The following is a 22,899-nucleotide window of genomic DNA, read 5'->3' as shown; positions in this document are numbered from 1 at the left end:
CCGGACACTGGGCCGAGGCGGAGGGGATAACGGAAGTGGACAAGGCCGACACGGCCACGCCCGACGCTGCGAGAACTACTGCTGAACCGAGGGAACGAACGATGTGACGTGCGATCATGGCGTCCGAAATGCCCATGGTAGCCCCTCCCGAAACTGTCAAGTTGCCAACTATTTGGTGATGTTTTCCTGTAGACCGGGGCGCAGCGACAGGCGGTCGATAGCGGCGGCGTCGCCGCCATCGGACCGACGCAGCCATTGCGTGTCGGGTTGCCTACAAAAAACACTTTAAGCCGTCGTTTGGTGTTGTCCATTCAGGGTAGCCGGAGACGGCGAGTACCAGATCTGGCGCTCACTGTCAGAAGGGTGGCGACATGGCAACGGGTGAAACGGGTTTCGACGACGTGACCTTCGATCTTATTTCCCTTCAGTATCACTCACTCAAAGCGGGGCACGATTACGGCCAGTACGTGCGCGACGCGAAGAACGCCGGCCTCGATGACGTCGCGTCGTTCTTCAGCGATGTGATGGCGCAAGACTCCGACCGCGCCCGGCGATGCCACGAATTGCTGGGCAAATTGCAGGAAACGCGTACAGCCGGGCCGGCCACAAGATAAGAACCCCGCCAGCTGTCATGGCTTCGGTCCGAGCAAATCCGACCGGCTTGATCGCGACCCAGGGTCGCTCAAGACTTGGTCGTTTCGGCGTTTGCACAGTTGGGCGCGGGGCCATCGCGTCTGATAGAGCCGCCAATGATTACCGCGAAGGTGTCGGCAAGGTCACATACTGGCAAAGCTCGAGTGCGCCTGTCGGCGGAGCCTATTAGAGTTGCGTATCTTAGTGAAAGCTTATTATTCGTTAAGTATGGGAACAGGTAGCACGGAGCAAGGCTGTGAGCACAGACCGTTTCGACGCCATCATCGTGGGTGCGGGTTTTGGCGGCATCGGCGCCGCAATTCAGCTCAAGCGCCTCGGGTTTGACAACTTCGTCATGTTTGACCGCGAGGACGACTTGGGCGGAACCTGGCATATCAACCACTACCCGGGCATCGCCGTCGACATCCCGTCGACCACTTACTCGTACTGGTTCGAACCCAAACCGGACTGGTCACGGCTGTTCGCGCCGGGCGCCGAGGTCAAGCAGTACGCCGCGGAGGTAGCCGACAAGTACGACGTGCGCCGCCACATGCGGTTCAACACGACCGTGGAAGGCGCCCAGTGGGACGAGGAAGCCGCGGTGTGGCGGGTGTCGCTGGCAGGCGGCGAAACGCTGACGACCCGCTTCCTGATCACGGCGACCGGATTCCTGTCTCAGCCGCGGATGCCGGATATCCCGGGCGTCGCGAGCTTCGAAGGCAAGGTGGTCCACACCACCGCGTGGGACCACGACTACCGCTACGACGGGCGGCGTATCGCGGTCATCGGGACCGGCGCATCCGCCGTGCAGGTCATCCCGGAGCTGGCCAAAGAGGCCGCGGAGCTGACCGTCTACCAGCGCACCGCGACCCACGTGATTCCCAAGTTCGATTTCCCGATCTCCCCGCCGATGCGACGCCTATTCGCGCGGGTGCCGGCCGCGCAGCGGGCGCTGCGGTGGGTGAGCGACGTCATCCTCGAGATCATCATGGTCGTCATGGCGCTGCATTTTCGGGAGTCGCGGGGGCGGGGGAACATTTCCGCCTCCGACCTGGCCAAGATCAACCGATTCCGGTGGATCCGGGACAAGGAACTGCGCGCCAGGTTGACGCCGGACTACGACCTCGGCTGCAAGCGGCCGACCTTTTCCAACACCTTCTACCGCGTCTTCAGCGCGCCCCACGTGCATTTGGAGACCAACTCGATCGCGCGGATCGAGGCGGACGGCATCGTCACCGTCGACGGGCGTAAGACCCTCATCGACACCCTGGTGTTGGCGACCGGTTTTGACCTGTGGGAGGCCAACTTCCCGGCCATCGAGGTGGTTGGCCGCAAGGGGCGAAACCTGGGCAAGTGGTGGCGGGAGACCCGGTTCCAGGCATACCAGGGCTTGTCCATGCCGTACTTCCCCAATTACTTGAGTCTGGCCAGTCCGTTCGCCTTCTCCGGACTGTCCTTCTTCCACACCATCGAATACCAGATGCGCCACATAGGCCGACTGCTCGGCGAGGTCAAACGCCGCGGTGCGACGACCTTCGAGGTGACCGAAGAGGCCAACGACCGGTTCATGGAGCGGATGACCAAGCGGCTGGACAGCTCCGTGTTCTACTCCGGCAACTGCGCCACGTCGCGCTCGTACTACTTCAGTCCCAGCGGTGAGGCGTCGCTGCTGCGGCCGACGTCGACGCTGAACTCGGTGCGGGAAGCCGTGACGTTCCCGTTCAGCGACTACGTGATCGCCTAGGCGCCTCAGTGGTGCGCTGATCCGATCAACGTTTGCCCGTTGGCGGACTGCACTAGGCAGATGACGGTGCTCGGGGTGGGATTGGCGCCGGTGCGGTCCTGGTTCGAGTCGATGAGATAGGTGATCGAAAACCGGCCGCGGTCAACGGGTTGGCCGGTGTACGGGGCGAATCCGGCCGCGCAATCGCGATTGGCGACGGTGGCGATGGCTGAGTCGACGGCCATCGGAGCGCGCAGATACACCTCGGCTGAATGCGCTGTCGCACAATCGACTACGGTGACGTTGACTCGGCTCCCGTCGGCAGGCGGCAGATCGGTCACGCATTCGCCGGCCCGCAGGTCGATCCACTTCTCGGTGTGCGAGCCCGGTGGTAATGGCGCGGCGGTGGCCATCGCGCAGGAACCCAACATGGCCACGGCGGTGACGCCGCAGACCGTGTGAAGGCTTGAAAACCGCATCGCAGCCTCCCTCGCTCCGTCCCTTAGCGGTGGAGTTTAGGGGGTGTTGGTCAGCGCCGGGTCCGGTTTTTCCGACGACATCGACAAGAACCCGCGAAGGCACCGCGCGGCCAGCCACCAGTTCGCCGGCTTCTTCATGTCCAGTCCGCCCAGGAGCTGCTTGATCATGGTCAGCGTGTCGAAGTAAATGCGTTCGCAGACAAGGGTTTCGGTGTCATCGAAGACGAAGTATGCGGTCATGCGGACGCGGAATCGGCTGCCGGTGGGCGGGACCTTGCCCAAGTAGCCGCGGTGCGTGCCCATCAGCCAGAATTCGACGATCACCGCGTCGGCGCTGTGGCGCAGCGCGATGATTTCGTGGTCCTGGTCGGGAAATGCGGTTCGCGTATAGGCGTAGTAGTCGCGCACCGCCGCATCGCCGTCGTGCACCAGCATCTGGGGGATCAGCTCGTAGCGCGGATGCGGGAAGGTCGCCAAGACGTCATCCCAGGCCTGGCGGACCTCGTCATGGAAGTGGTCGAGGACGAGTTTCTGGCGGGCGGCCAGCACCTCGGCGGCGGGAAACGCGGGAATGGTCACGGGGTCAGCGTAATCCCGGAATCCGCTAGCGCATGCGCTTGCGGATTCGACACAGCGATACACCCTCCGGCAGAGTCGATTCCGGATGCGGCGCTACCGCGGCGGGCTCCAGGCCACCGGCAGGGTTTTGATGCCGTGGATGAACTGCGACAGCAGCCGCGCGGGTTCATCCGTCGCGACGATGTCGGGTATCTCGCGGCGCAATTCGTCGAAGACGACCCTGATCTCGCGACGAGCGAGGTTGGCGCCCAGGCAGAAATGGGCACCGCCGCCGCCGAAGCCGAAGTGCGGGTTGGGGGTACGCGCCACGTCGAAAACCCAGGGATTCTCAAACGTCGACTCGTCGCGATTGGCCGAGTTGTACCACAGCGTGGCCTTGTCGCCGGCCTTCATCCTGGTGCCGCTGAGCTTGAAGTCCCGGGTCAGGGTGCGCCGCATGTAGACCACCGGGGACGCCCACCGCACGATCTCCTCGACGGCGGTGGGGGTCAGGCGGTCGAAGTTGGACCACCACTTCTCCCGCTCGGCGGGGTAGCGCGACAGCGCCAGCACACCGTGGCTGATCGCATTGCGCGTCGTCTCGTTGCCAGCCACCACCAGCAGGATGAAGAACGACGCGATCTCAGTCGACGACAGCCGTTCGCCGTCGACCTCGGCTTCCACCAGGCTGGTGGTCAGGTCGTCGTGGTGATTGGACCGCCGGTCCTCGGCCAGCGCGCTGGCGTAGGCGCCGATATCCATCGAGACCTGGAGGAACTCATTGAAATCCGTCGCCAGATCCGGGTCGCCGAACCCGAGAATGACGTTGGTCCAATGGAATATGCGCTGATGGTCCTCTTCGGGGATGCCCATCATGTCGCAGATGACCTGCAACGGCAGCGGACCGGCGAGCTCGTTGACCAGCTCCGCCTCCCCCGCGGGATGATTGGCGATCAGCGACGCGACCAGCCGCCGGGCCCGCTCGCGGACCGAGGCCTCGATGCGCGCCACGACCTTCGGGGTGAACGCGCGGCTGACGATCGAGCGCAGCCGCTGGTGACGCGGATCGTCGAGCACGATCATCGAGCCGAAGTACTCGCTGATCTCCGGGGTGTTGTCGTTGATCGTGATGTTGGGGCTGGAGCTGAAGATGTCCGGGTGACGGCTGGCGAAATGCACGTCGTCGTGTTTGGTCAGCGCCCAATGCCCGTCGCCCGGCTCGAAACCCTCGTACTCGACCGCGGGCCAGAACGAGATCGGTGCCTCGCGGCGCAGGGTGGCGAACGCGCCGTCACGGAAGTCGTCGTCCAACGCCCAGAAGTCCAGCGAGTCGAGATGGACGTCGGCGAGCGTAATGTCGGGCGGTGGCGCCCCGTTCGTCCGCGGCGCCAGGCCCTTCTTGTGACCCGTCTTGAGGCTCACCGAGACCTCCTTACGTCGTGCAAATGGGGAGTGCTGGGTCAGTGCGTGCAGACGGTTCTGGCGGGCGCACCGGTGGTGGCCGTCGCGGCACTCACCACGTTGCCGTCGAGCAAGATCTTGCAGGAGATGGGGCCCGGTCCCTGCGCGCTGATGGTGAACACCTCGCCGCCATAGCCGGTGAACTCCGTCGACCAGGGCAGCGGTGCATTCGCCTGATGCAGCTGCCCGGTGTCGGTTTGGTAGTAGATGAACTCGGCGACAGCGGGCCCGTTGATCTCGTAGCGGACCTTCGGCATCTGGGGAAGGGCGTGCGCTACGCCGCATGCGTTCGCGAACCCGAAACCGACGGCCAACAGGACCGACGGTCCGGCGAGGTGCTTCGTCATGAATTGCATCGTGTCACCACGAGCGACGGTAGGGAAGCTTATGGTGAAGCCCGAAGCAGGGGGCTGGTGACCGGAAAGGTGGCGTCAAGGCATGTCCGAACGCGGCTCAAAGCGTGTGGTGGTGTACGGAACCGGCTTCGTCGGCAAGATGGTGATCGCCGAGATCGTGAAGCATCCGTTGTTCGAGTTGGTGGGCGTCGGCGTCAGCAATCCCGCCAAGGTCGGCCGCGACGTCGGCGAGATCTGCGGGCTGCCCGACCCGGTCGGCATCGCCGCCACCGACGACATCGACGCCCTGATCGCATTGAAACCCGACGCGCTGGTGCACTACGGCCCGACGGCGATGCACGCCAAGGAGAACATCTCGCTGATCACCCGGTTCCTGCGGGCCGGCATCGACGTGTGTTCGACCGCGATGACCCCGTGGGTCTGGCCGACCATGAGCCTCAACCCGCCGAACTGGATCCAGCCCATCACCGAGGCCTGCGAGCTGGGGGAGTCGTCCTGCTTCACCACCGGCATCGACCCCGGATTCGCCAACGACCTGTTCCCGATGACGCTGATGGGGCTGTGCTCCGAGGTGCGCCGGGTACGCGCCTCCGAGCTGCTGGACTACACCAACTACGAGGGCGACTACGAATTCGAGATGGGCATCGGCCGCGAGCCGGAGTTCAAGCCGATGCTGGAAGACCGCGACATGCTGATCTTCGCGTGGGGCGCCACGGTCCCGATGATCGCGCACGCCGCCGGCATCATGCTCGACGAAATCACCACCACCTGGGACAAGTGGGTGACACCCACCGAGCGCAATTCGGCCAGGGGGGTCATCAAACCAGGGCACGTGGCCGCCGTCCGGTTCACCATCAACGGCGTCTACCAGGGTGAGACGCGCATTCAGCTCGAACACGTCAACCGGATCGGGCTGGACGCCGCCCCGGACTGGCCGACCGGCCACGACAACGACGTCTACCGCGTGGACATCGAGGGGACCCCGAGCATCTTCCAGGAGACCGCGTTCCGGTTCACCGACGGCTCGGGCCGGGATGCGGCCGCGGCCGGATGCCTGGCGACCGGCCTGCGGGCGCTCAACGCGGTTCCGGCGGTCAACGACCTGCGACCGGGCTGGGTCACCCCGCTCGACCTTCCGCTGATCGCCGGCGAAGGCAGCATCCGATGACCGGCGCACAGCGGGCGCATAGCTGCCGCTGACACGGAATACAGGTTTTGGCGGCACAATAACGGCTAGCCGGATGCGAGTCGGCGCGGCGGAGACGGGGATCGGGATATGGCCAATGGAGTCGGGACCGCGCTGGGCTTATCGATAGGCGCCACCAACCTGGCGGCCGTCACCGCCGACAACGCCATCACCCGCAAACCCGTTCTGACGCTGTACCCGGAGCGTCCCGCCGAGATCGGCATCCCCGCGGAGAACCCACGATTGCAGGGTCCCGGCGTGGTGATCACCGGCTTCGTCAACCGGGTCGGAGACCCGCGTGGCGTCGTGGCGGTCGACGGCTCGGTGCACCGCAGCGAGGTCTTGGTCGCCGACGGGTTGCGTGCGCTCGCGTATGCCGCCACCGGCGGACGCGCCCTGCCCGACGACATCGCGGTCACCTATCCGGCCCACTGGGAGTCACCCGCGGTGGAGGCCCTCGGCGCCGCCCTGAGCGAGATCCCCGAATGGTCGCGACGCACGCGCCCGATCCTGCTGATCCCCGACGCCGCGGCCACGCTGCTCGCCGTGCGGACCAGCCCGGGCATTCCGCCGCGCGGAACCGTCGCGGTCTGCGATTTCGGCGGCAGCGGCACCAACATCACCTTGATGCACGCCGACGGCGACTACCGGGCGTTGGCCCCGACCGTTCGGCACCGCGATTTCTCCGGCGACCTGATCGACCAGGCGTTGCTGGGCGCCGTCATCGCCAACATGCCGACCACCGGTGCGTTCCCGTCCGGCAACGCGGCGATCGGCTCGCTGAGCCGGCTGCGCAGCGCATGCCGGATCGCCAAGGAACAGCTCTCCTCGGGCACGGTCGCGACGCTGACCGACGGGCTGACCGGGACGAGCGGCGAAATCCGGCTCACCCGGCACGAACTTGACGACGCGATCCGCCCCTCGCTGGACAGCGCGATCTCGGCATTGGATGAAGCCTTGGCGCGCAACGGAATCCGTGATCTCGTCGCGGTGGTCTCGACGGGCGGCGGGGCGAACCTGCCGACCGTCACCACCGCGCTGTCGCGGCACTTTCGCGTGCCCGTCGCCACGACGCCGCGCCCGCAATTCACGCCCGCGCTAGGCGCCGCGTTGCGGGTCGCGCACGGTCCCGGCGATGCCGGCGCGACGCTCTCAGCGCCCGCCGCGCCGGCCATGCCCGCGACGCTCTCGGCGCCGGCCGCGCCCGCGACGGCTCGGGCATCGGTGCGGCCGGCATCGCGCCCCGAAGCGACCGCGACCACGCAGGCGCCGCCGGCCGACCCGACACAGGCCGAGCTGGCCCGGGCCTGGTCGGCCACCGGGCACAACTCGCGGGTCACCGCCGCCGGGTATTCCGGGCCGGACCCCGATGCGGCGACCGGGGCGGCCGAACCCGCAGCTGGATCGGTTGAGGCCGCGCCCGAAGCCGTCACACGCAAGCGGCTGGTGTCGCGCTGGCATCTGCTGCCGGCGGCGGCGATCATCATCACCGTCGCGGCGGTGCTGCTGGTGGGAACCGCCGTGGCAATCGGGCTGACCGCGCAGAATAAGTCGGCGACCACGCCAACGCCGGCGTTGAGTGCGACGCCGGCGGCCCCGCCCCCGGCACCCCACAGCGCGACTGCCGAGCCCGCCCCACCGCCACCGGACGTTCCGGTGCCGTCAACCTCCGATACCACCCCGCCGGCCGAGACCGAGACGCCGATGACCACCACGCCCCGGGCGACTCCTCAGGCGGCGCCACCGCCCGCGCCCGCCCGTCCGGCGGCTCCACGCAAAGTGGCGGCCCCGCCGATCCCACCCGTTCCAGGCGTCAACGAACCCATTCCCGGGCTCGACCGCGTCAACCAGATCATTCAGGAGATCGAGGGCAACCTGGGCATCACCGCATTGGGGCCGATACCCGCTCACTGAGTCCCACGTTGTCAATTCGGGTTCAGCTCAACCCTTTTCGCCCTTTTCGCCCTTTTTACCCTTTTCGCCCTTGTTCTCCTCCTGGGCGGCTTCTCTCAGCTTCTCGTTGAGGGCTTTGTCCTTTTCGATCTGCTCCTTCAGCGCCTCTTCGTCGCGCTGGCCGTCGCCCTTCTCTTGGGCATCAGAGTCCTGGGCATCAGAGTCCTGGGCATCCGAGTCCCGGGCATCCGAGCCCTCGGGTTCTTCGTGTCTGGGATTGCCGTCCTCGTCCAGCCACTCGTTGACCGCGGTGCCGGACACGCTGCCGCCGGTGCCGGGCAGCACGATCGTCGGCTTTTCTTTGTAGGCATCCATCATCTCGGAGGCCTTCTTTTTGTCGTCCTCGTCCGGCTCGGGCTTCTCGGTCAGCGGTTGCTCATCATCCTTTCCGCCAGTTTGATCAGCTCGTTCGGCTCGAGCACTCGCCCTATCGTCCTTAGGCTCCTTGTCGTCCTCAGTAGCCTTGTCGCCCTCAGTCCCTTTATCGTCCTGCACGCTCATGCGTCTACCCCCTTGCAGTCGCAGGTTGACGATTGCAAGGGGTTACCCGCTGCGCGGATGTGCCGAAACTCTCATCAGCGCCGTGCGTCGCGCTTTACCAGCACGACCACGGCCTGCGGAATCCGCATCGGCTCGGGAGCGCTGGACAGACGTTCGGCCACCGCGGGCGCCAGCCGCTCGACGAATTGCGCCGCCCGCTCGTCGTGGAACCCACCGTCGAGCGCGGCCACCAGGGAGGGAAACAGCGCGAACCGGGCGAAGGCCGCCCACTGCGCGCCGAAAGCCTCTGCGTCGTGGTCTAACTGGTAGCGCGCCCAGAACCGGTCCTCGGCGTTGAACATCTCGAGGTGCTCGATCATCAGGCCTTCGAACCGACCCTTCGGCGCGAACGGGGCACGAAAATCCTTCTCGCCACGGGCAAAGGTGGGAATCGCCATGCGCCGCAACTCATCCGAGTTCAGCAGACCCTCGCGCGCCTGATCGTCCAGCGCCTCCCGGATGGCGTCGAGCAGCGGGGCGAAGCCCGCGGTGTTGTCTTCGTCGGCGGCCAGCGTAAGCGCCACCAGGCGGCCCTCGGGGGCCAACTCCCGGCCGCGGAAGGCGACGAAGTTATGCCAGTCCAGCGCCGCCTGGTCGGCGTAGGCCGAGTGCGCGGCGGCGTCCCTGCTGCGCGAGACGTGCACGTGATCGTGCACCTCGCAGGGAGTTCGGCTCAGCCACTGCGTCGCCCACGACGTCCAGCCCAGGTTGACCGTCTTGGACGGCACGATCTGGTCATAAAACGAACGGCCGACCGCCGAGGTGAACGTCGCCGTGTCGGAGTGCAGGTAGCTTTCCGGGTCGTCGTGCACCGTCTCGAACAGCGCAGCGAAGTCATTGCCCGGTACATCGGTGTGCGCCACCAGGATTGCGTGATCGTGGCGGGTACGGCGACGCAGCACCGCGATGCCCGCCGACAGCGGCCTGAGTGAATTGTGGCCGTTGGCCGCGCCGTAGTCGGCGATGACGATCGGCTGCGGAGCCCTGGGCAGCGTCACCTGTTCGGCGGCTCGCTCGAACGCCGCTATCGCCTGCGCCAACCCGGCGGCCCGCAGCCGCGACGCCTCGGTGTAGTCAGGCTCGGGCCGCACCACAATGCTCGATTCGGGCATCCGGGGTTCAGGCGGCATGGGTCAACGATAGAGGCCGAACCGGTTGGCAGTTCGGCGTGGACGAGTCAGTGGCCGCGGGCCACCCATTCCTCGTAGTGCACGATTTCGTCGCCGATGGTGGTGCTGTCGCCGTGGCCGGTATGCACCACGGTGTCGCCGGGCAACGTCCCGAGCCGGCCGGAGATCGACTGCAGGATGGTCGGGAAGTCCGAGTAGGAGCGCCCGGTGGCGCCCGGGCCGCCGGAGAACAGGGTGTCCCCGCTGAACACGACGCCTGTGGGGCCCAGCTCCGGGGCGTACCAGCACACCGATCCGGGGGAGTGGCCCGGCGTGTGCAGGGCCAGCAGCTCGGTGCCGGCGACGTCGAGCGTGTCACCGTCGGCGATGGTGCGGAAGTCCTTGTCCGGGTGAGTCATTCGCCACAGCACGTCGTCGCCGGGATGCAACAGCACCGGGGCGTCCAGCGCCGCGCCCAGTTCGGGTGCCACGGTGACGTGGTCGTTGTGGCCGTGGGTGCACACCACCGCGACCACATTGCGCCTACCCACCGCCTGCAGGATCGGCTCGGCGGAATGCGCGGCGTCGAACACCACCACGTCGGAGTCGTCACCCACGATCCAGATGTTGTTGTCGACTTCCCAACTGCCACCGTCGAGTTCGAAGGTGCCGTGGGTGACCAGCCGTTCGATGCCCGCCATCAGAGCACCACCACCGACCGCAGCACCTCGCCGCCGTGCATCCGGTGGAACGCCTCTTCCACGTCGCCGAGCCCGATGCGCTCGGAGACGAACTGCTCCAGCGGCAGCCGGCCCTGCAGATACAGGTCGATCAAGGTGGGGAAGTCGCGTTCGGGCAGGCAATCGCCGTACCACGACGACTTCAACGCACCGCCGTGGCTGAAGAAGTCCACCAGCGGCATGTCCAAGCGCATGTCGGGGGTCGGAACACCCACCAGCACAACGGTTCCGGCGAGGTCGCGGGCGTAGAAGGCCTGCTTCCAGGTTTCGGGCCGGCCCACCGCGTCGATCACCACGTTGGCGCCGAAACCGTCGGTGAGGTCCTGAATGGTCTTGACCACGTCGAGTTCGCGGGCGTTGACGGTGTGCGTGGCGCCGAACTTGCGGGCCCAGTCCAGTTTGGTGTTGTCGGTGTCGACGGCGATGATGCGCCGGGCGCCCACCAGCGCCGCGCCGGCGATCGCGGCGTCGCCGACTCCGCCACAACCGATTACCGCGACGGTGTCGTCGCGGGTGACCGCGCCGGTGTTGATCGCCGCGCCCAGCCCGGCCATCACCCCGCATCCGAGCAGGCCCGCGACCGCGGGATCGGCCTCGGGATTGACCTTGGTGCACTGGCCTGCGGCCACCAGCGTCTTGTCGGCGAACGCGCCAATGCCCAGCGCGGGCGTGAGCTCGGTGCCGTCGGTCAGCGTCATCTTCTGTGTGGCGTTGAAGGTGTCGAAGCACAGGTGCGGCCTGCCGCGCTTGCACGCCCGGCACTGCCCGCAGACCGCGCGCCAGTTCAGGATCACGAGGTCGCCCGGCGCGACGGCGGTCACGTCCGGGCCGACGGCCTCGACCCGGCCGGCGGCCTCGTGGCCGAGCAGGAAGGGATACTCGTCGTTGATGCCGCCCTCGCGGTAGGTCAGGTCGGTGTGGCACACCCCGCAGGCGATGACGTCGACCAGAGCCTCCCCGGGCCCGGGATCCGGGACGACGATGTCCACCAATTCAACGGGTTCGCCCTTCTTGCGTGAAATCACGCCGCGCACTGTCTGACTCATGGGCTCCAACCTACTGACCGCCGCCATACATCTCGCGGCGGGTTGTCCACCCATCCGCTGTTGGCAACCGGCCGGCCATCGACCGGGTGTAGCGTCCCTGGGCGTGACGGCTTTGGAGACCACCGAAGAATTCACCGAACGAATCACCGCGGCCATCGACGGCGCCAGCCTGACGCTATTGCTCAGCATCGGGCATCAGACCGGGCTGCTGGACACGATGGCCGGGCAGGCGCCGGCCACCAGCGAACAGATCGCCGCGGCGGCCGGACTCAACGAACGCTACGTCCGGGAGTGGCTGGCCGGCATGACCACCGGACGCGTCGTCGACTACGACCCTGACACCGCGACCTACTCGTTGCCCGCGCAGCGCGCCAAGGTGCTGACGCGCGAAGCCGGACCGGACAACCTGGCCCTGGTGACCCTGCTCGTTCCGGTGCTCGCCGAGGTCGAACAAAAGATCATCGGTTGCTTCCGCGCCGGGGGCGGGTTGCCGTACAGCGAGTTTCCCCGCTTTCACGCGTTGATGGCCGAGCAGAGTGGCGTCGTGTACGACACGGCGTTGGTCGACGTGGTGCTGCCGTTGGCGGACGGCCTCGTGGAGCGGCTGCGGTCCGGAGCCGACGTGGCGGATTTCGGCTGCGGCAGCGGACACGCCATCAACGTGATGGCACAAGCGTTTCCGGCCAGCCGCTTCACCGGTATCGACTTTTCCGAGCAGGCCATCGCCACCGGGATCGCGGAGGCCGCCGAGCGGGGCCTGTCCAACGCGGGCTTCGAAAGCCACAATCTCGCTGATTTGGACAAGGCGGATGCCTACGACGTCATCACCGTCTTCGACGCCATCCACGATCAGGCGCAGCCGGCGCGGGTCCTGGAGAACATCTACCGGGCGCTGCGGCCCGGCGGTGTGCTGCTGATGGCCGACATCAAGGCGTCGAGCCGACTCGAGGAGAACGTCGGCGTCCCGATGAGCACCTACCTGTACACGACGTCGCTGATGCACTGCATGACGGTGTCACTGGCGCTGGACGGCGCCGGACTGGGCACCGCCTGGGGGACGCAACTCGCGGTCTCGATGCTGGGCGATGCCGGGTTCGGCGACGTGAGCGTGGCCGAGATCGAGTCGGACCCGATCAACAACTACTACATCGCCCGGAAGTGATGGCGGCCCTCGATGCCCTGAACGACTGGCCGGTCGGGGCCGCCGCCGCAGCGGTGGTTGGTCCGGGCGGCGCGCTGGCCAGCCACGGCGACACCGAGCGGGTGTTCGAGCTGGCCTCGGTGACCAAGCCGCTGGCGGCCCGGGCCGTGCAGGTCGCCATCGAGGAAGGCGCGGTCGAGCTCGACGCGCCGGCCGGCCCGCCCGGCGCGACCGTCCGCCACCTGCTCGCCCACACCTCGGGTCTGTCGATGCACGACGACCGGGTGCTGGCCGCGCCCGGCGCCCGGCGGATCTACTCCAACCAGGGCTTCACCGTGCTGGGCCAGACCGTGGAGCGCGAGACCGGCATCGAGTTTGCGCGCTACCTGACCGAGGCGGTGTGCGAGCCGCTGGGCATGGCGGCGACCCGGCTGCACGGCGGCGCGGTGGCCGCCGGATTCGGGGCGAGGTCGACGGTGGCCGACCTGGCGGCGTTCGCCGGGGACCTGCTGCGCCCGGCGACGGTCTCGCAGGGCATGCATGCCGAGGCGACGACGGTGCAGTTTCCCGGTCTGGACGGCGTTCTGCCCGGTTACGGGGTGCAGCGACCCAACGATTGGGGGCTGGGTTTCGAGCTCCGGGACACGAAATCGCCGCACTGGACGGGCGCGCAGAATTCCGCGCGGACGTACGGCCATTTTGGCCAGGCAGGCGGTTTCATCTGGGCAGATCCCGAAAAAGACCTGGCGCTGGTGGTCCTCACGGACCGGGATTTCGGCGAGTGGGCGCTGCGGCCGTGGCCGGCGATTTCGGACGCCGTGATAGCCGATTACAGCTAGTGGGAAATGCACACTAGCGCAACAGGGGTACCACAAGGCACAATAGACACGCAGGACACACAAAAAATCGAAGATTTCAAGCAAGCTGCCCTGTTTGTCGGGTCCGCAGGTCGTTGGGGAAGACGTCCCTGGTGGAACCGAAGGAGCAGGAAATGCGAGCGTCGAATCAATTCGCCGACGTCACGACCGGCGTGGTGTACGTGCACGCGTCGCCGGCGGCGGTTTGCCCGCATGTCGAGTGGGCGTTGTCGTCGTCTCTGGGTGCCAAGGCGAATCTGACCTGGACGCCCCAGCCGGCGATGCCCGGACAGCTGCGCGCGGTCACCAACTGGGTCGGGCCGGTGGGTACCGGTGCCAAACTGGCCAACGCGCTGCGGTCCTGGTCCGTGCTGCGGTTCGAGGTCACCGAGGACCCCAGCCCCGGCGTCGACGGCCACCGGTTCAGCCACACCCCGCAGCTCGGCCTGTGGAGCGGGGCGATGAGCGCCAACGGCGACATCATGGTCGGGGAGATGCGGCTGCGGGCGATGATGGCCCAGGGCGCCGACACCCTGGCCGCGGAATTGGACTCGGTGCTCGGCACGGCCTGGGACGAGGCGCTCGAGGCCTACCGCGACGGCGGCGACGCCGGCGAGGTGACCTGGCTCAGCCGGGGCGTGGGTTAGTCGATCGGCTTGCGGCAGGCTCGCGCCGCCTCCCCGGAAGAAATGAGCGACTCTCGAACGCGGTGATGGTCCCTGGGGACCGGGGCTATGGCTTGGCCGGGCGCAGAATCTGCAGAGCGCGCGGAACCACCGAGATCTCGGCCGGTAGCGCGCAGGCGAAGTCGCCGTCGGCGTAGACGTTGATGCCGGGGCACTCGACGTGGATGGATTTGGCCCGCACCGTGCTTACCTCGTCGAGGTTGATGTGGGTGCCCTTCATCACGGTGGGGAACAGGCGGACCAGCTTGGTGCGCGAGGCCTCGTGCACCAAGGTGATGTCGAGCAGGCCGTCGGTGTGGTCGGCGCCGGGGCAGATCTGCAGCCCGCCGCCGTAGCTGCGGGTGTTGCCGAAGGCGGCGAGCGTGATATCCGCGTCGATCTCTTTGGTGCCGTCGAGCACCATCCGGAACGGCAGGAGTCGCAGCTGTGACAGCTCGGCGAGCATCGCGACGTAATAGCGCAGCCGGCCGTGCGGCCAGCTCATCCGGTTGGCGCGATCGGTGACCAGGGAATCGAAGCCGGTGGCGGCCACGGTGCCGAACCATTTCTGGCCCCCACCGCTGTCCCGAATCAGGCCCAGGTCAATGGATTCCGTGCAGCCGTCGACAACGATGTCCGCGGCGGCCTCGGCGTCCCTGGTGGGGATGCCGAATTCGCGGGCGTGGTCGTTGCCGGTCCCGGCCGGAATCACGCCCAGGGGAATGTCGGTGCCCGCCAACACCTGCAGGGCGTTGGAGACGACGCCGTCGCCTCCGGTCACCATGACCGCATCGGTGCCCTTTTCCAGGGCCGCGCCCACCAGGTGGCGGGCGTCTTGCGCGTTGTCGCCGATGATTTCGACGACCTCCACGCCGCGGCGGTGCAGCCGGGCGATCGCGAGCTGGGCGGCTTGGATCGCGGCGCCGTGGCCCGACACCGGGTTGGTCAGCGCGATCACCTTGCCGATCTCTCGGCGGCGCAGCTCGGCTGTCACGGAATCAGCTTGCCGGGATTGAGAATTCCGGCCGGATCCAGTGTCGCCTTGACCGCGCGTAGCACCTGCACTCCCAGCTCGCCTATCTCGTCGCGCATCCACGGCCGGTGGTCGGCGCCGACCGCATGGTGGTGGGTGATGGTCCCGCCGGTGGCCATGATGGCATCCGACGCGGCCTTTTTGGCGGCTTTCCATTGCTCGATCGGGTTGCCCCGCTGCCCGGCGACGACGGTGAAGTACAACGATGCGCCGGTGGGGTAGACGTGGGAGATGTGACACATCACCAGCGCGGGCGTGCCGGTCGCGCCGAGCGCCTCGGTAAGTGCTTGGGTGACAGCGGCTTTCAGCGCACAGACATTGGACCAGTCGGTCGCGGTCTCCAGCGTTTCGCACAGCGCGCCCGCCGCGAGCAGCGAATCGCGCAGGTACGGTGCGCCGAATCGGCCGCGCTCCCAGGCCTGCGCCGGACCGTCGCCCAATGAGGTTCCGCCCCGGGCGGCGAGCAGCGCGCTGGTTTCGGCCTGCCGGCTTTCGACGTGTTCCCTGGTGCCCTCGAACATGGTGATGGCCAGGCATCCGCCGGTGATCTGGGATTCGCCGATCGCCTCGGTGGTGGCCAGGTTGACTCCGGTCTCGGCCTCATCGGAGAGCCGAATGACGGTGGGGCCGGTGGCGTTTTGGGTGACGGCGCGCATGGCCGCGGCCCCGGTCTCGAAGTCGGGGAACGACCACGCCTCGTAGCGGACGGCTTCCGCCGCGCGGTGCACGCGCAGCCGCACCTGGGTGATGACGCCCAGGGTGCCCTCCGAGCCGATCAACAGCTGGCGCAGGTCGGGGCCCGCGGCGGATTCCGGCGCGCGGCCCAGATCCAGGGTGCCCACCGGAGTGACCACGCGCAGGCCGCGCACCATGTCGTTGAACCGGCCGTAGCCCGCCGAGTCCTGACCGGACGAGCGGGTCGCGGCGAAGCCGCCGATGGTGGCGTACTCAAAACTCTGCGGGAAATGGCCGAGCGAAAAGCCTTGTGCGCCAAGGAGGCGCTCGGCCTCCGGTCCCGTGACCCCGGCCCCGAAAACGGCCTGCCCGGACACGTCGTCCAGTGAGATCAGTTGGTCGAAGCGGCGCAGATCAAGCGAGACGACGGCGGCGAACTCCCCGCGGTCGGGGTCGAGCCCACCGACCACGCTGGTGCCCCCGCCGAACGGGACGACGGCGATGCGATGCTGCGAGCAGTGGCGCAGGATCGCGGCAACGGAGTCGTCATCGCCGGGAAGCAACACGGCGTCGGGCGCGTCCTGGACCCCTTGGTCGTTGCGACGCAGCAGGTCGATGGTGGATTTGCCGCCCGCATGCAACAACCGATCGGGGTCCGTCGTGCGGCAGTATCCGGCGCCGACGATGGCGGCCAGCGCGTCCCGATCGGACCGCGACAACGCCGACGGGCGCAATTGCACCTGGTCGGATCGCAGTTCGGCCGCGCGGGACCCCTCGACCCCCACGGCCTGCTGCAGCAATGACCGGATCCCCTCCGACAGTGGCTTGGCCGCGGCGGGGTCTCCCCACGCGTTCCATTTCATCGGCGGCAACAACCCCTGGGGATCGGTCATGCGTTACAGTATTACATATGTTGTCAATCCGTAACGAGAAGTTGGATACCGCCGAGCGCATCCTCGCGGCGGCCGCCAGCTGCGTGGTGGATTTTGGCGTCGACCGGGTGACCCTCGCCGAGATAGCCCGGCGCGCGGGCGTCAGCAGGCCGACGGTGTACCGGCGGTGGCCGGACACGCCGTCGATCGTGGCGGCGCTGCTGACCCAGCACATCACCGAGGTGATGCGCAACGCCCCATTGCTCGGGAACGATCGGGAATCGCTTGTGCGACAGATAGTTACAGTGACCGATCTGTTGCGGGCGGACCGATTGGTGATGTCGGTGCTGCACTCGGATCTCGCGTCGACCTACATCACCGAACGCTTGGGGACCAGCCAGCGCATGTTGATCGACGCCCTCGCCGCCCGACTGCGGGTGGCTCAGCGGCACGGCAGCGTCCGGCTCGGCGACCCGGTCCAGATGGCGACCATGGTGCTGCTGATCGCCCAATCGACCATCCAGTCGGCGCGGATCGTCGAACCGATGCTCGACGCCGACGCGCTGGCCACCGAGCTCGCCTACTCACTGAACGGATACCTGTCGTGATCCCCGATCCGACCGCCCTGAACGGCGCCCGCCGCGCCGCCGACCTGACCGCGCTCGCCGACGGTGAGGCGCTGGACGTCGTGGTGATCGGCGGTGGCATCACCGGCGCCGGGATCGCCTTGGATGCCGCGGCCCGCGGCCTGCGCGTGGCGCTGGTGGAAAAACACGACCTGGCGTTCGGCACCAGCCGCTGGAGTTCCAAACTCGTGCACGGCGGGCTGCGCTACCTGGCGACCGGCAACGTGGGCATCGCCCGGCGCAGTGCCATCGAGCGCGGAATCTTGATGGCGCGCAACGCTCCCCACCTGGTTCACGCGATGCCCCAGCTGGTGCCGCTGCTGCCGTCGATGAGCCCGGGCAAGCGGGTGCTGGTGCGCGGCGGGTTCCTGGCCGGTGACGCGCTACGGTTCCTCGCCGGCACGCCGGCATCGACCCTGCCCCGCTCGCGCCGGGTTTCGGCCGAGCGCGTCGTGGAGATGGCGCCGACCGTGCGACGCGAGGGGCTGGATGGCGGCATCCTCGCCTACGACGGTCAATTGATCGACGACGCCCGACTCGTCACCGCGGTTGCGCGCACCGCGGCGCAGCACGGCGCGCGGATCCTGACCCGGGTGTCGGCATCGGGGGCCACGGGCACCTCGGTTCGACTGACCGACCTGCGCGCGGGGGAATCGTTCGACGTGTCGGCGGGCGCGGTCATCAACGCGGCCGGGGTGTGGGCGGGTGAGGTCGACGGCGCGTTGCGGCTGCGGCCCAGTCGCGGCACGCATCTGGTTTTCGATGCCCAGGCCTTCGGCAATCCGACTGCGGCGCTGACGATTCCGATTCCCGGCGAGCTCAACCGCTTCGTCTTCGCCATGCCCGAACAACTGGGCCGGATTTATCTGGGGCTGACCGACGAAGCGGCCCCCGGTCCCATCCCGGATGTGCCCGAGCCGTCGGTCGAAGAGATCACGTTCCTACTGGACACGGTGAACACCGCATTGGGCACCGGGCTCACCGCCACCGACGTGATCGGCGCCTACGCCGGGCTGCGGCCGCTGATCGACACCGGCGAAGGCCGCACCGCCGACGTGTCCCGGGAGCATGCGGTCGTGGAATCGGCGTCCGGGGTGATCAGCGTGATCGGCGGCAAGCTGACCGAATACCGCTACATGGCACAGGATGTGCTGGATCGCGCGATTCGGGCGCGGCGCCTGCGGGGCGGAAAATGCCGGACCCGCAACCTGCCGCTGATCGGGGCCCCGGCCAATCCCGGGGTGATCGCCACGACGGATACGGAGCTGCCGGTGTCGCTGGTGCAGCGGTACGGCGCCGAGGCCCCCAAGGTTGTCGCCGTCGCGGCCTGCGACCGGCCGACCGAGTCGGTCGTGGACGGAATCGATGTCAGCAGAGCGGAATTCGCGTATGCGATAACCCATGAGGGTGCGCTGGATGCCTCCGACATCCTGGACCGGCGGACCCGGATCGGGTTGGTCGCGCGCGATCGGGAGCGGGCCGTGGCTGTCGCGGAGGAGTTCCTGGCGCGCTTCGGCTAGAGACCGTTCGCGCGTGCAGACCGCACCTAGTTCGACGACTTCTCGGAGTCCTCGGTGTCCTTGTTGTCCTCGGACTTCTTGCTGTCTTTGGAGTCCTCAGTGTCTTCGGAGTCCTCGGAGTCCTCGGAGTCCTCGGTGTCTTCCGAGTCTTCGGTGTCCTCGCTGTCTTCGGACTTCTTGCTCTCTTCGGTGTCCTTGCTGTCTTTGGAGTCCTTGCTGTCTTCGGACTTCTCGGTGTCTTCGGTGTCCTTGGAGTCGTCCTTCGTGTCGGAATCCGCGGCCTCTTCGAGCTTGGCTGCGAACTTCGTCAACAGGCCGGCGAGATCACGGGCCTCTTCAGCTGATATCGAATCGTCGAATATCCGTTTGTCGCTTTCAGAGATGCGTGCCAGGTAAACCGCGTTGTTCTGGATGCCGACGTCCCACCGGCCCCCTTCTTCACGAACCATCCGATGCCGCCTTCTGTCTAAGACCTGATCCACTGACGCCGCCCTGGTGCGTTGTTTACCCACTCTTGCTGACACGCAACGGCCCTCGGCTGGCATTTCCGTAACAAGCCAGGCAGATTATGACAGTCAATGCATAATGGTAGTCTCTACCACAATTGTGGTCTGTCTAGGCGCGGAGGTGATTGCGCTGGCTACGCGTGTCCCGGTGCTCATCGTCGGAGCCGGCGTCGGTGGGCTGGCCACGTCGGCGCTGCTGGCCCAGCATGGGGTCCGCTCGATACTGGTCGAAAAGCGACGGGAATTCTTCCTCTATCCGAAGGCCCGCAATCTGAGTTTCCGCAGCTCGGAAGTGCTGCGCGGCCTGGGGTTCGGCGACGAGGTGCGCGCGGTCGCCGAGCACGTCTCGGCGATGGTGGTCAGGCCCACGCTGAACAGCGCCGCGGAAGAACCGGCGCTCGACGTCGAGGCGATCTTCGCCGGCCTGGACAAGCTCAGCCCCGAGCCGGCGGCACAGTATTGCCCGCAGAGCCGGCTCGAGCCGATCCTGCGCGATGCGGCGCGACGAGGCGGCAGCGACGTGCGCTACGGCACGGAGCTGTCCTCGATCGAGATGGACGAAGCCGGTGTGACCGCGGTGGTGCGCGACGCGGAGTCGGGGGAGTCGGAGACCATCCGCGCCGACTATCTCGTCGGCGCCGACGGCGTGCACAGCCCGATCCGTAATTGGCTGGGCATCACCACATCCGGATACGGTGCGCTGCCGATCTACGTCGTCTTCATCTACTTCCGCGCGCCGTGGCGACGGTTCATCCCGGAGTTGCACGACGGCGATGGCGTGCAGGTGAAGAACGACGAGGTGGACGGCATCTTCCTGGTCGCCCAGGGCGATCTCGGCATGTTCATCACCACGTACTTTCCCGGCGCCGGCGAGTCGGCCGAGCAGTTCACCCCGCAGCGCTGCCGCGAGGTGCTCACCCAGGCGATCGGCGAGCCGATGGACATCGACATCATCGAGGTCGCGGCGTGGCAGCCCTACGAGCGGGTGGCCGACCAATTCGATTGCGGGCGAGCATTTCTCGTCGGTGACTCGGCGCACACCATGCCGCCGTTCAAGGCTGGGGGAGCCAACACCGCCATTCAAAGCGCGCACAACCTGGCGTGGAAACTCGCCGCCGTCCTGCACGGTGTGGCCGCGCCCGAGCTGTTGGCGACCTACCACGCCGAGCGTCATCCGGTGGGCCGATTCGCCGCGCGCCAGTCGCTCACCGGGCCGACGGTATCCCTGTTGCGGACTGGTGGTGACGCTCCGCGACTGCCGGCCGACGAAGAGTGCTCGATGTTCGCCCTGCTCATCGGATACCGATACCGTTCGGCCGCGGTCGTGACACGCGATGCGGACGGCGACGGCCTGGTGGACGAATTGCGCGCCCAACCCGGCACCCGGGTGCCGCACGTCTGGGTGCGCGAGGGCGTCTCGACGCTCGACCTGCTGGGACCCCGATTCACCGTGCTGTCCGGGGACGAGCGATGGTGTGCGGCAGCGGCTTCGGCGTCGCTGGCCGCGCATCGCTTCTACAGCGACGAGTGGGCGGCGGTCACCGGACTGCCGCCGGACGGGGCGCTGCTGATCCGCCCGGACGATTTCGTCGGGTGGCGCGCCGACGAACTTCCCGCCGACCCCGAAGGGGAGCTGCGGCAAGCGCTTTCGGCGATCTTGGGCCCGCTACCTCCGCAAGCGTAAGCGGACTTACAGCGGGATGTTCTTGTGGCGGCCGCGGCGGGCGGGCGCCTGGGCCAGCGCCTCGGTGAGCTTGCTGCGGGTGTGCGACGGGTCGATCTTCTCGTCAACCACGCCGATCTCGATGGCGCTGTCCACGCCGCCCGCGATCCGCTCGTGCTCGGCGGCCAGCTGGTCGTGCAGCGCTTCGCGCTCGTGATCGGGCGCGGCGGCCAGCTTCTTCTTGTGCAGAATGCCGACGGCGGCCTTCGCGCCCATCACCGCAACCTCGGCGTCCGGCCAGGCGTACACCTTGGTCGCGTTCAGCGACCGCGAGTTCATCGCAATGTAGGCCCCGCCGTAGGTCTTTCGGGTGACCAGCGTGACGCGCGGAACCGTGCACTCGCCGAACGCGTGCAGCAGCTTGGCGCCGCGCCGCACCACGCCGCCCCACTCCTGGTCGACACCGGGCAGATAGCCGGGCACGTCGACGACCACCACCAGCGGAATGCCGAAGGCGTCACACAGCCGCACGAAACGTGCTGCCTTCTCGGCGCTTTCGGAGTTCAGGCAACCGCCCAGACGCAGCGGGTTGTTGGCCAGCACGCCGACCGTGCGGCCGGACAGCCGGCCCAGACCGATCACCATCGACGGCGCCCAGTTGGCCTGGAACTCGTCGAACGGCGTCTCGTCGTCGAGGATCGCGGTCACGATCGGGCGCACGTCATAGGCCCGCCGCGCCGACTCGGGCAGCAGCGCGTGGATGTCGGTGTCACCGGCCTCGGCCTTGTTGCGGTCGAAATGCCCCTGCTGGCAGAACAACCCGACCAACCGGCGACCACGCTCGTACGCGTCGAGCTCGTCGTCGGCGACGATGTGGCACACCCCGGACTTCTTGTGGTGGGTCTCCGGGCCACCGAGCGAGCACATGTCCACGTCCTCGCCGGTGACGCTGCGCACCACGTCGGGCCCGGTGACGAATACCCGGCTGTCCGGGGCCATCACGATCACGTCGGTCAGGGCCGGCCCGTAGGCGGCGCCGCCGGCCGCGAAGCCGACGACCACCGAGATCTGCGGGATGTAGCCGGACGCCCGGATCATCGCCTCGAAGACCAGGCCCACCGCGTGGAGCGCCTTCACACCCTCGGCCAGCCGCGCCCCGCCGGAGTGCCAGATACCCACGATCGGGCTCTGCTCCTCGATGGCGGTGTCGTAGGCGTTGACGATGTGCGTGCAGCCCTCGATGCCCATCGCGCCGCCCATGACGGTGCCGTCGGTGCAGAACGCGATGGTGCGCACACCGTTCACGGTCCCCGCGGCGGCAAGGACGCCGGAACGATCGCGCTCGTGCAGCAGCTCGACGGTGTCATCGTCGAAGAAGGTGCTCAAGCGCAACAGCGGGTCGCGAGGGTCGAGCGACTCGCCAACCGTCTCGGGGGCCGTGATAGTCATCGCAGGTCTCCTGATATTCGGTGTTGCTCGGTTCAGTACCGCCCGAAGGCGATGGCCACGTTGTGTCCGCCGAAGCCGAACGAGTTGTTGATCGCGTACTCGTAGTTG

At 67.5% G+C, this 22,899-nt stretch carries 23 protein-coding genes and 1 pseudogene; 10 read left to right on the top strand and 14 right to left on the bottom strand.

Annotated elements, in window-relative coordinates; all coding sequences use genetic code 11:
* A pseudogene (locus A5760_RS27295) lies at positions 1-136 on the bottom strand (cutinase family protein); the annotation flags it as partial.
* A gap of 235 nt (positions 137-371) precedes the next feature.
* On the opposite strand from A5760_RS27295, the gene A5760_RS10915 reads away from it, so the two are divergent.
* Positions 372-614: a hypothetical protein gene (locus A5760_RS10915; protein WP_064880537.1), complete on the top strand. Its 243-nt coding sequence runs from the start codon at positions 372-374 to the stop codon at positions 612-614.
* A gap of 275 nt (positions 615-889) precedes the next feature.
* A complete protein-coding gene (locus A5760_RS10910) occupies positions 890-2,377 on the top strand; it encodes a flavin-containing monooxygenase (protein WP_064880535.1) in 1,488 nt (495 codons plus the stop codon).
* 5 nt (positions 2,378-2,382) lie between these two features.
* Here the strand turns inward: A5760_RS10910 and A5760_RS10905 are convergent, their stop codons facing one another.
* The 4 genes from A5760_RS10905 to A5760_RS10890 form a co-directional block, all read right to left on the bottom strand.
* A complete protein-coding gene (locus tag A5760_RS10905; protein ID WP_064880533.1) occupies positions 2,383-2,835 on the bottom strand; it encodes a hypothetical protein in 453 nt (150 codons plus the stop codon).
* A gap of 36 nt (positions 2,836-2,871) precedes the next feature.
* Positions 2,872-3,414, bottom strand: a complete 543-nt coding sequence (locus A5760_RS10900) for an ester cyclase (protein ID WP_064880531.1) — start codon at positions 3,412-3,414, stop codon at positions 2,872-2,874.
* Between the two features lie 93 nt (positions 3,415-3,507).
* On the bottom strand, positions 3,508-4,815 hold the full coding sequence (locus tag A5760_RS10895) for a cytochrome P450 (protein ID WP_064880529.1): 1,308 nt from the start codon (positions 4,813-4,815) through the stop codon (positions 3,508-3,510).
* A gap of 38 nt (positions 4,816-4,853) precedes the next feature.
* A complete protein-coding gene (locus tag A5760_RS10890) occupies positions 4,854-5,201 on the bottom strand; it encodes an MmpS family transport accessory protein (protein WP_196772058.1) in 348 nt (115 codons plus the stop codon).
* 91 nt (positions 5,202-5,292) lie between these two features.
* Here A5760_RS10890 and A5760_RS10885 point away from each other — a divergent pair, with 91 nt between their 5' ends.
* The gene (locus A5760_RS10885; RefSeq protein ID WP_064880525.1) at positions 5,293-6,378 is read left to right on the top strand and encodes a dihydrodipicolinate reductase; all 1,086 of its coding nucleotides are present in this window, start codon (positions 5,293-5,295) and stop codon (positions 6,376-6,378) included.
* 108 nt (positions 6,379-6,486) lie between these two features.
* Positions 6,487-8,310: an Hsp70 family protein gene (locus tag A5760_RS10880; RefSeq protein WP_064880523.1), complete on the top strand. Its 1,824-nt coding sequence runs from the start codon at positions 6,487-6,489 to the stop codon at positions 8,308-8,310.
* A 27-nt stretch (positions 8,311-8,337) separates the two neighbouring features.
* On the opposite strand, the gene A5760_RS10875 is transcribed toward A5760_RS10880, so the two are convergent.
* The 4 genes from A5760_RS10875 to A5760_RS10860 all read right to left on the bottom strand — a co-directional run bounded on the left by A5760_RS10875 (position 8,338) and on the right by A5760_RS10860 (position 11,784).
* Positions 8,338-8,718, bottom strand: coding sequence for a hypothetical protein (locus A5760_RS10875; protein WP_064880541.1), 381 nt, complete (start codon positions 8,716-8,718; stop codon positions 8,338-8,340).
* Positions 8,719-8,924: 206 nt separating this feature from the next.
* Positions 8,925-10,019 carry an SAM-dependent methyltransferase gene (locus A5760_RS10870; protein ID WP_064880521.1) on the bottom strand — a complete coding sequence of 365 codons (1,095 nt, stop codon included), beginning with the start codon at positions 10,017-10,019 and terminating at the stop codon, positions 8,925-8,927.
* A 47-nt stretch (positions 10,020-10,066) separates the two neighbouring features.
* A complete protein-coding gene (locus A5760_RS10865; protein WP_064880519.1) occupies positions 10,067-10,699 on the bottom strand; it encodes an MBL fold metallo-hydrolase in 633 nt (210 codons plus the stop codon).
* Positions 10,699-11,784 (bottom strand): S-(hydroxymethyl)mycothiol dehydrogenase, encoded by a 1,086-nt coding sequence (locus A5760_RS10860; RefSeq protein ID WP_064880517.1) that lies wholly within the window; start codon positions 11,782-11,784, stop codon positions 10,699-10,701. Before A5760_RS10860 ends, A5760_RS10865 begins: the two co-directional genes overlap by 1 nt.
* 103 nt (positions 11,785-11,887) lie before the next feature.
* On the opposite strand from A5760_RS10860, the gene A5760_RS10855 reads away from it, so the two are divergent.
* The 3 genes from A5760_RS10855 (at position 11,888) to A5760_RS10845 (ending at position 14,429) form a co-directional block, all read left to right on the top strand.
* Positions 11,888-12,946, top strand: a complete 1,059-nt coding sequence (locus tag A5760_RS10855; RefSeq protein ID WP_064880515.1) for a class I SAM-dependent methyltransferase — start codon at positions 11,888-11,890, stop codon at positions 12,944-12,946.
* Positions 12,946-13,764, top strand: coding sequence for a serine hydrolase domain-containing protein (locus A5760_RS10850; RefSeq protein ID WP_064880513.1), 819 nt, complete (start codon positions 12,946-12,948; stop codon positions 13,762-13,764). Before A5760_RS10855 ends, A5760_RS10850 begins: the two co-directional genes overlap by 1 nt.
* Before the next feature lie 152 nt (positions 13,765-13,916).
* Positions 13,917-14,429: a DUF3145 domain-containing protein gene (locus tag A5760_RS10845; protein ID WP_064880539.1), complete on the top strand. Its 513-nt coding sequence runs from the start codon at positions 13,917-13,919 to the stop codon at positions 14,427-14,429.
* Between the two features lie 85 nt (positions 14,430-14,514).
* Here the strand turns inward: A5760_RS10845 and A5760_RS10840 are convergent, their stop codons facing one another.
* Together A5760_RS10840 and A5760_RS10835 are read right to left on the bottom strand one after the other, a co-directional pair.
* Positions 14,515-15,441: a diacylglycerol kinase gene (locus A5760_RS10840; protein ID WP_064880512.1), complete on the bottom strand. Its 927-nt coding sequence runs from the start codon at positions 15,439-15,441 to the stop codon at positions 14,515-14,517.
* Positions 15,438-17,018, bottom strand: coding sequence for an FAD-binding oxidoreductase (locus A5760_RS10835; RefSeq protein ID WP_331237096.1), 1,581 nt, complete (start codon positions 17,016-17,018; stop codon positions 15,438-15,440). The genes A5760_RS10840 and A5760_RS10835 overlap by 4 nt, the downstream gene beginning before the upstream one ends.
* A 47-nt stretch (positions 17,019-17,065) precedes the next feature.
* On the opposite strand from A5760_RS10835, the gene A5760_RS10830 reads away from it, so the two are divergent.
* A complete protein-coding gene (locus tag A5760_RS10830) occupies positions 17,066-17,635 on the top strand; it encodes a TetR/AcrR family transcriptional regulator (RefSeq protein WP_064880508.1) in 570 nt (189 codons plus the stop codon).
* A complete protein-coding gene (locus tag A5760_RS10825) occupies positions 17,632-19,173 on the top strand; it encodes a glycerol-3-phosphate dehydrogenase/oxidase (protein ID WP_064880506.1) in 1,542 nt (513 codons plus the stop codon). Before A5760_RS10830 ends, A5760_RS10825 begins: the two co-directional genes overlap by 4 nt.
* A gap of 26 nt (positions 19,174-19,199) precedes the next feature.
* On the opposite strand, the gene A5760_RS10820 is transcribed toward A5760_RS10825, so the two are convergent.
* A complete protein-coding gene (locus A5760_RS10820) occupies positions 19,200-19,622 on the bottom strand; it encodes a hypothetical protein (protein ID WP_064880504.1) in 423 nt (140 codons plus the stop codon).
* Positions 19,623-19,758: 136 nt separating this feature from the next.
* Between A5760_RS10820 and A5760_RS10815 the strand changes: the two genes are divergently transcribed.
* Entirely contained in the window at positions 19,759-21,363 is a 1,605-nt protein-coding gene (locus A5760_RS10815; RefSeq protein ID WP_064880502.1) for an FAD-dependent monooxygenase, read from the top strand.
* A gap of 6 nt (positions 21,364-21,369) precedes the next feature.
* Here the strand turns inward: A5760_RS10815 and A5760_RS10810 are convergent, their stop codons facing one another.
* Together A5760_RS10810 and A5760_RS27290 are read right to left on the bottom strand one after the other, a co-directional pair.
* Entirely contained in the window at positions 21,370-22,791 is a 1,422-nt protein-coding gene (locus A5760_RS10810; RefSeq protein WP_064880500.1) for an acyl-CoA carboxylase subunit beta, read from the bottom strand.
* A gap of 32 nt (positions 22,792-22,823) precedes the next feature.
* On the bottom strand, positions 22,824-22,899 hold a 76-nt coding region (locus tag A5760_RS27290), incomplete at its 5' end, for a hypothetical protein (protein WP_231122602.1).

The organism is Mycobacterium colombiense (assembly GCF_001665835.1).
GTDB lineage: Bacteria > Actinomycetota > Actinomycetes > Mycobacteriales > Mycobacteriaceae > Mycobacterium > Mycobacterium colombiense_A.
Note: the sequence above shows the minus strand (reverse complement) of the source record. Positions and strands in the feature narration are given on the sequence as shown.

Excerpts from the sequence above, each read along its gene's own strand:
- A5760_RS10880 (WP_064880523.1), top strand. The coding sequence starts at position 6,487 with ATGGCCAATGGAGTCGGGACCGCGCTGGGCTTATCGATAGGCGCCACC.
- A5760_RS10860 (WP_064880517.1), bottom strand. The coding sequence starts at position 11,784 with ATGAGTCAGACAGTGCGCGGCGTGATTTCACGCAAGAAGGGCGAACCC.
- A5760_RS10835 (WP_331237096.1), bottom strand. The coding sequence starts at position 17,018 with ATGAAATGGAACGCGTGGGGAGACCCCGCCGCGGCCAAGCCACTGTCG.
- A5760_RS10865 (WP_064880519.1), bottom strand. The coding sequence starts at position 10,699 with ATGGCGGGCATCGAACGGCTGGTCACCCACGGCACCTTCGAACTCGAC.
- A5760_RS10845 (WP_064880539.1), top strand. The coding sequence starts at position 13,917 with ATGCGAGCGTCGAATCAATTCGCCGACGTCACGACCGGCGTGGTGTAC.
- A5760_RS10890 (WP_196772058.1), bottom strand. The coding sequence starts at position 5,201 with ATGACGAAGCACCTCGCCGGACCGTCGGTCCTGTTGGCCGTCGGTTTC.
- A5760_RS10815 (WP_064880502.1), top strand. The coding sequence starts at position 19,759 with ATGGTAGTCTCTACCACAATTGTGGTCTGTCTAGGCGCGGAGGTGATT.
- A5760_RS10850 (WP_064880513.1), top strand. The coding sequence starts at position 12,946 with ATGGCGGCCCTCGATGCCCTGAACGACTGGCCGGTCGGGGCCGCCGCC.
- A5760_RS10870 (WP_064880521.1), bottom strand. The coding sequence starts at position 10,019 with ATGCCGCCTGAACCCCGGATGCCCGAATCGAGCATTGTGGTGCGGCCC.
- A5760_RS10905 (WP_064880533.1), bottom strand. The coding sequence starts at position 2,835 with ATGCGGTTTTCAAGCCTTCACACGGTCTGCGGCGTCACCGCCGTGGCC.
- A5760_RS10820 (WP_064880504.1), bottom strand. The coding sequence starts at position 19,622 with ATGGTTCGTGAAGAAGGGGGCCGGTGGGACGTCGGCATCCAGAACAAC.
- A5760_RS10810 (WP_064880500.1), bottom strand. The coding sequence starts at position 22,791 with ATGACTATCACGGCCCCCGAGACGGTTGGCGAGTCGCTCGACCCTCGC.
- A5760_RS10830 (WP_064880508.1), top strand. The coding sequence starts at position 17,066 with ATGTTGTCAATCCGTAACGAGAAGTTGGATACCGCCGAGCGCATCCTC.
- A5760_RS10885 (WP_064880525.1), top strand. The coding sequence starts at position 5,293 with ATGTCCGAACGCGGCTCAAAGCGTGTGGTGGTGTACGGAACCGGCTTC.
- A5760_RS10915 (WP_064880537.1), top strand. The coding sequence starts at position 372 with ATGGCAACGGGTGAAACGGGTTTCGACGACGTGACCTTCGATCTTATT.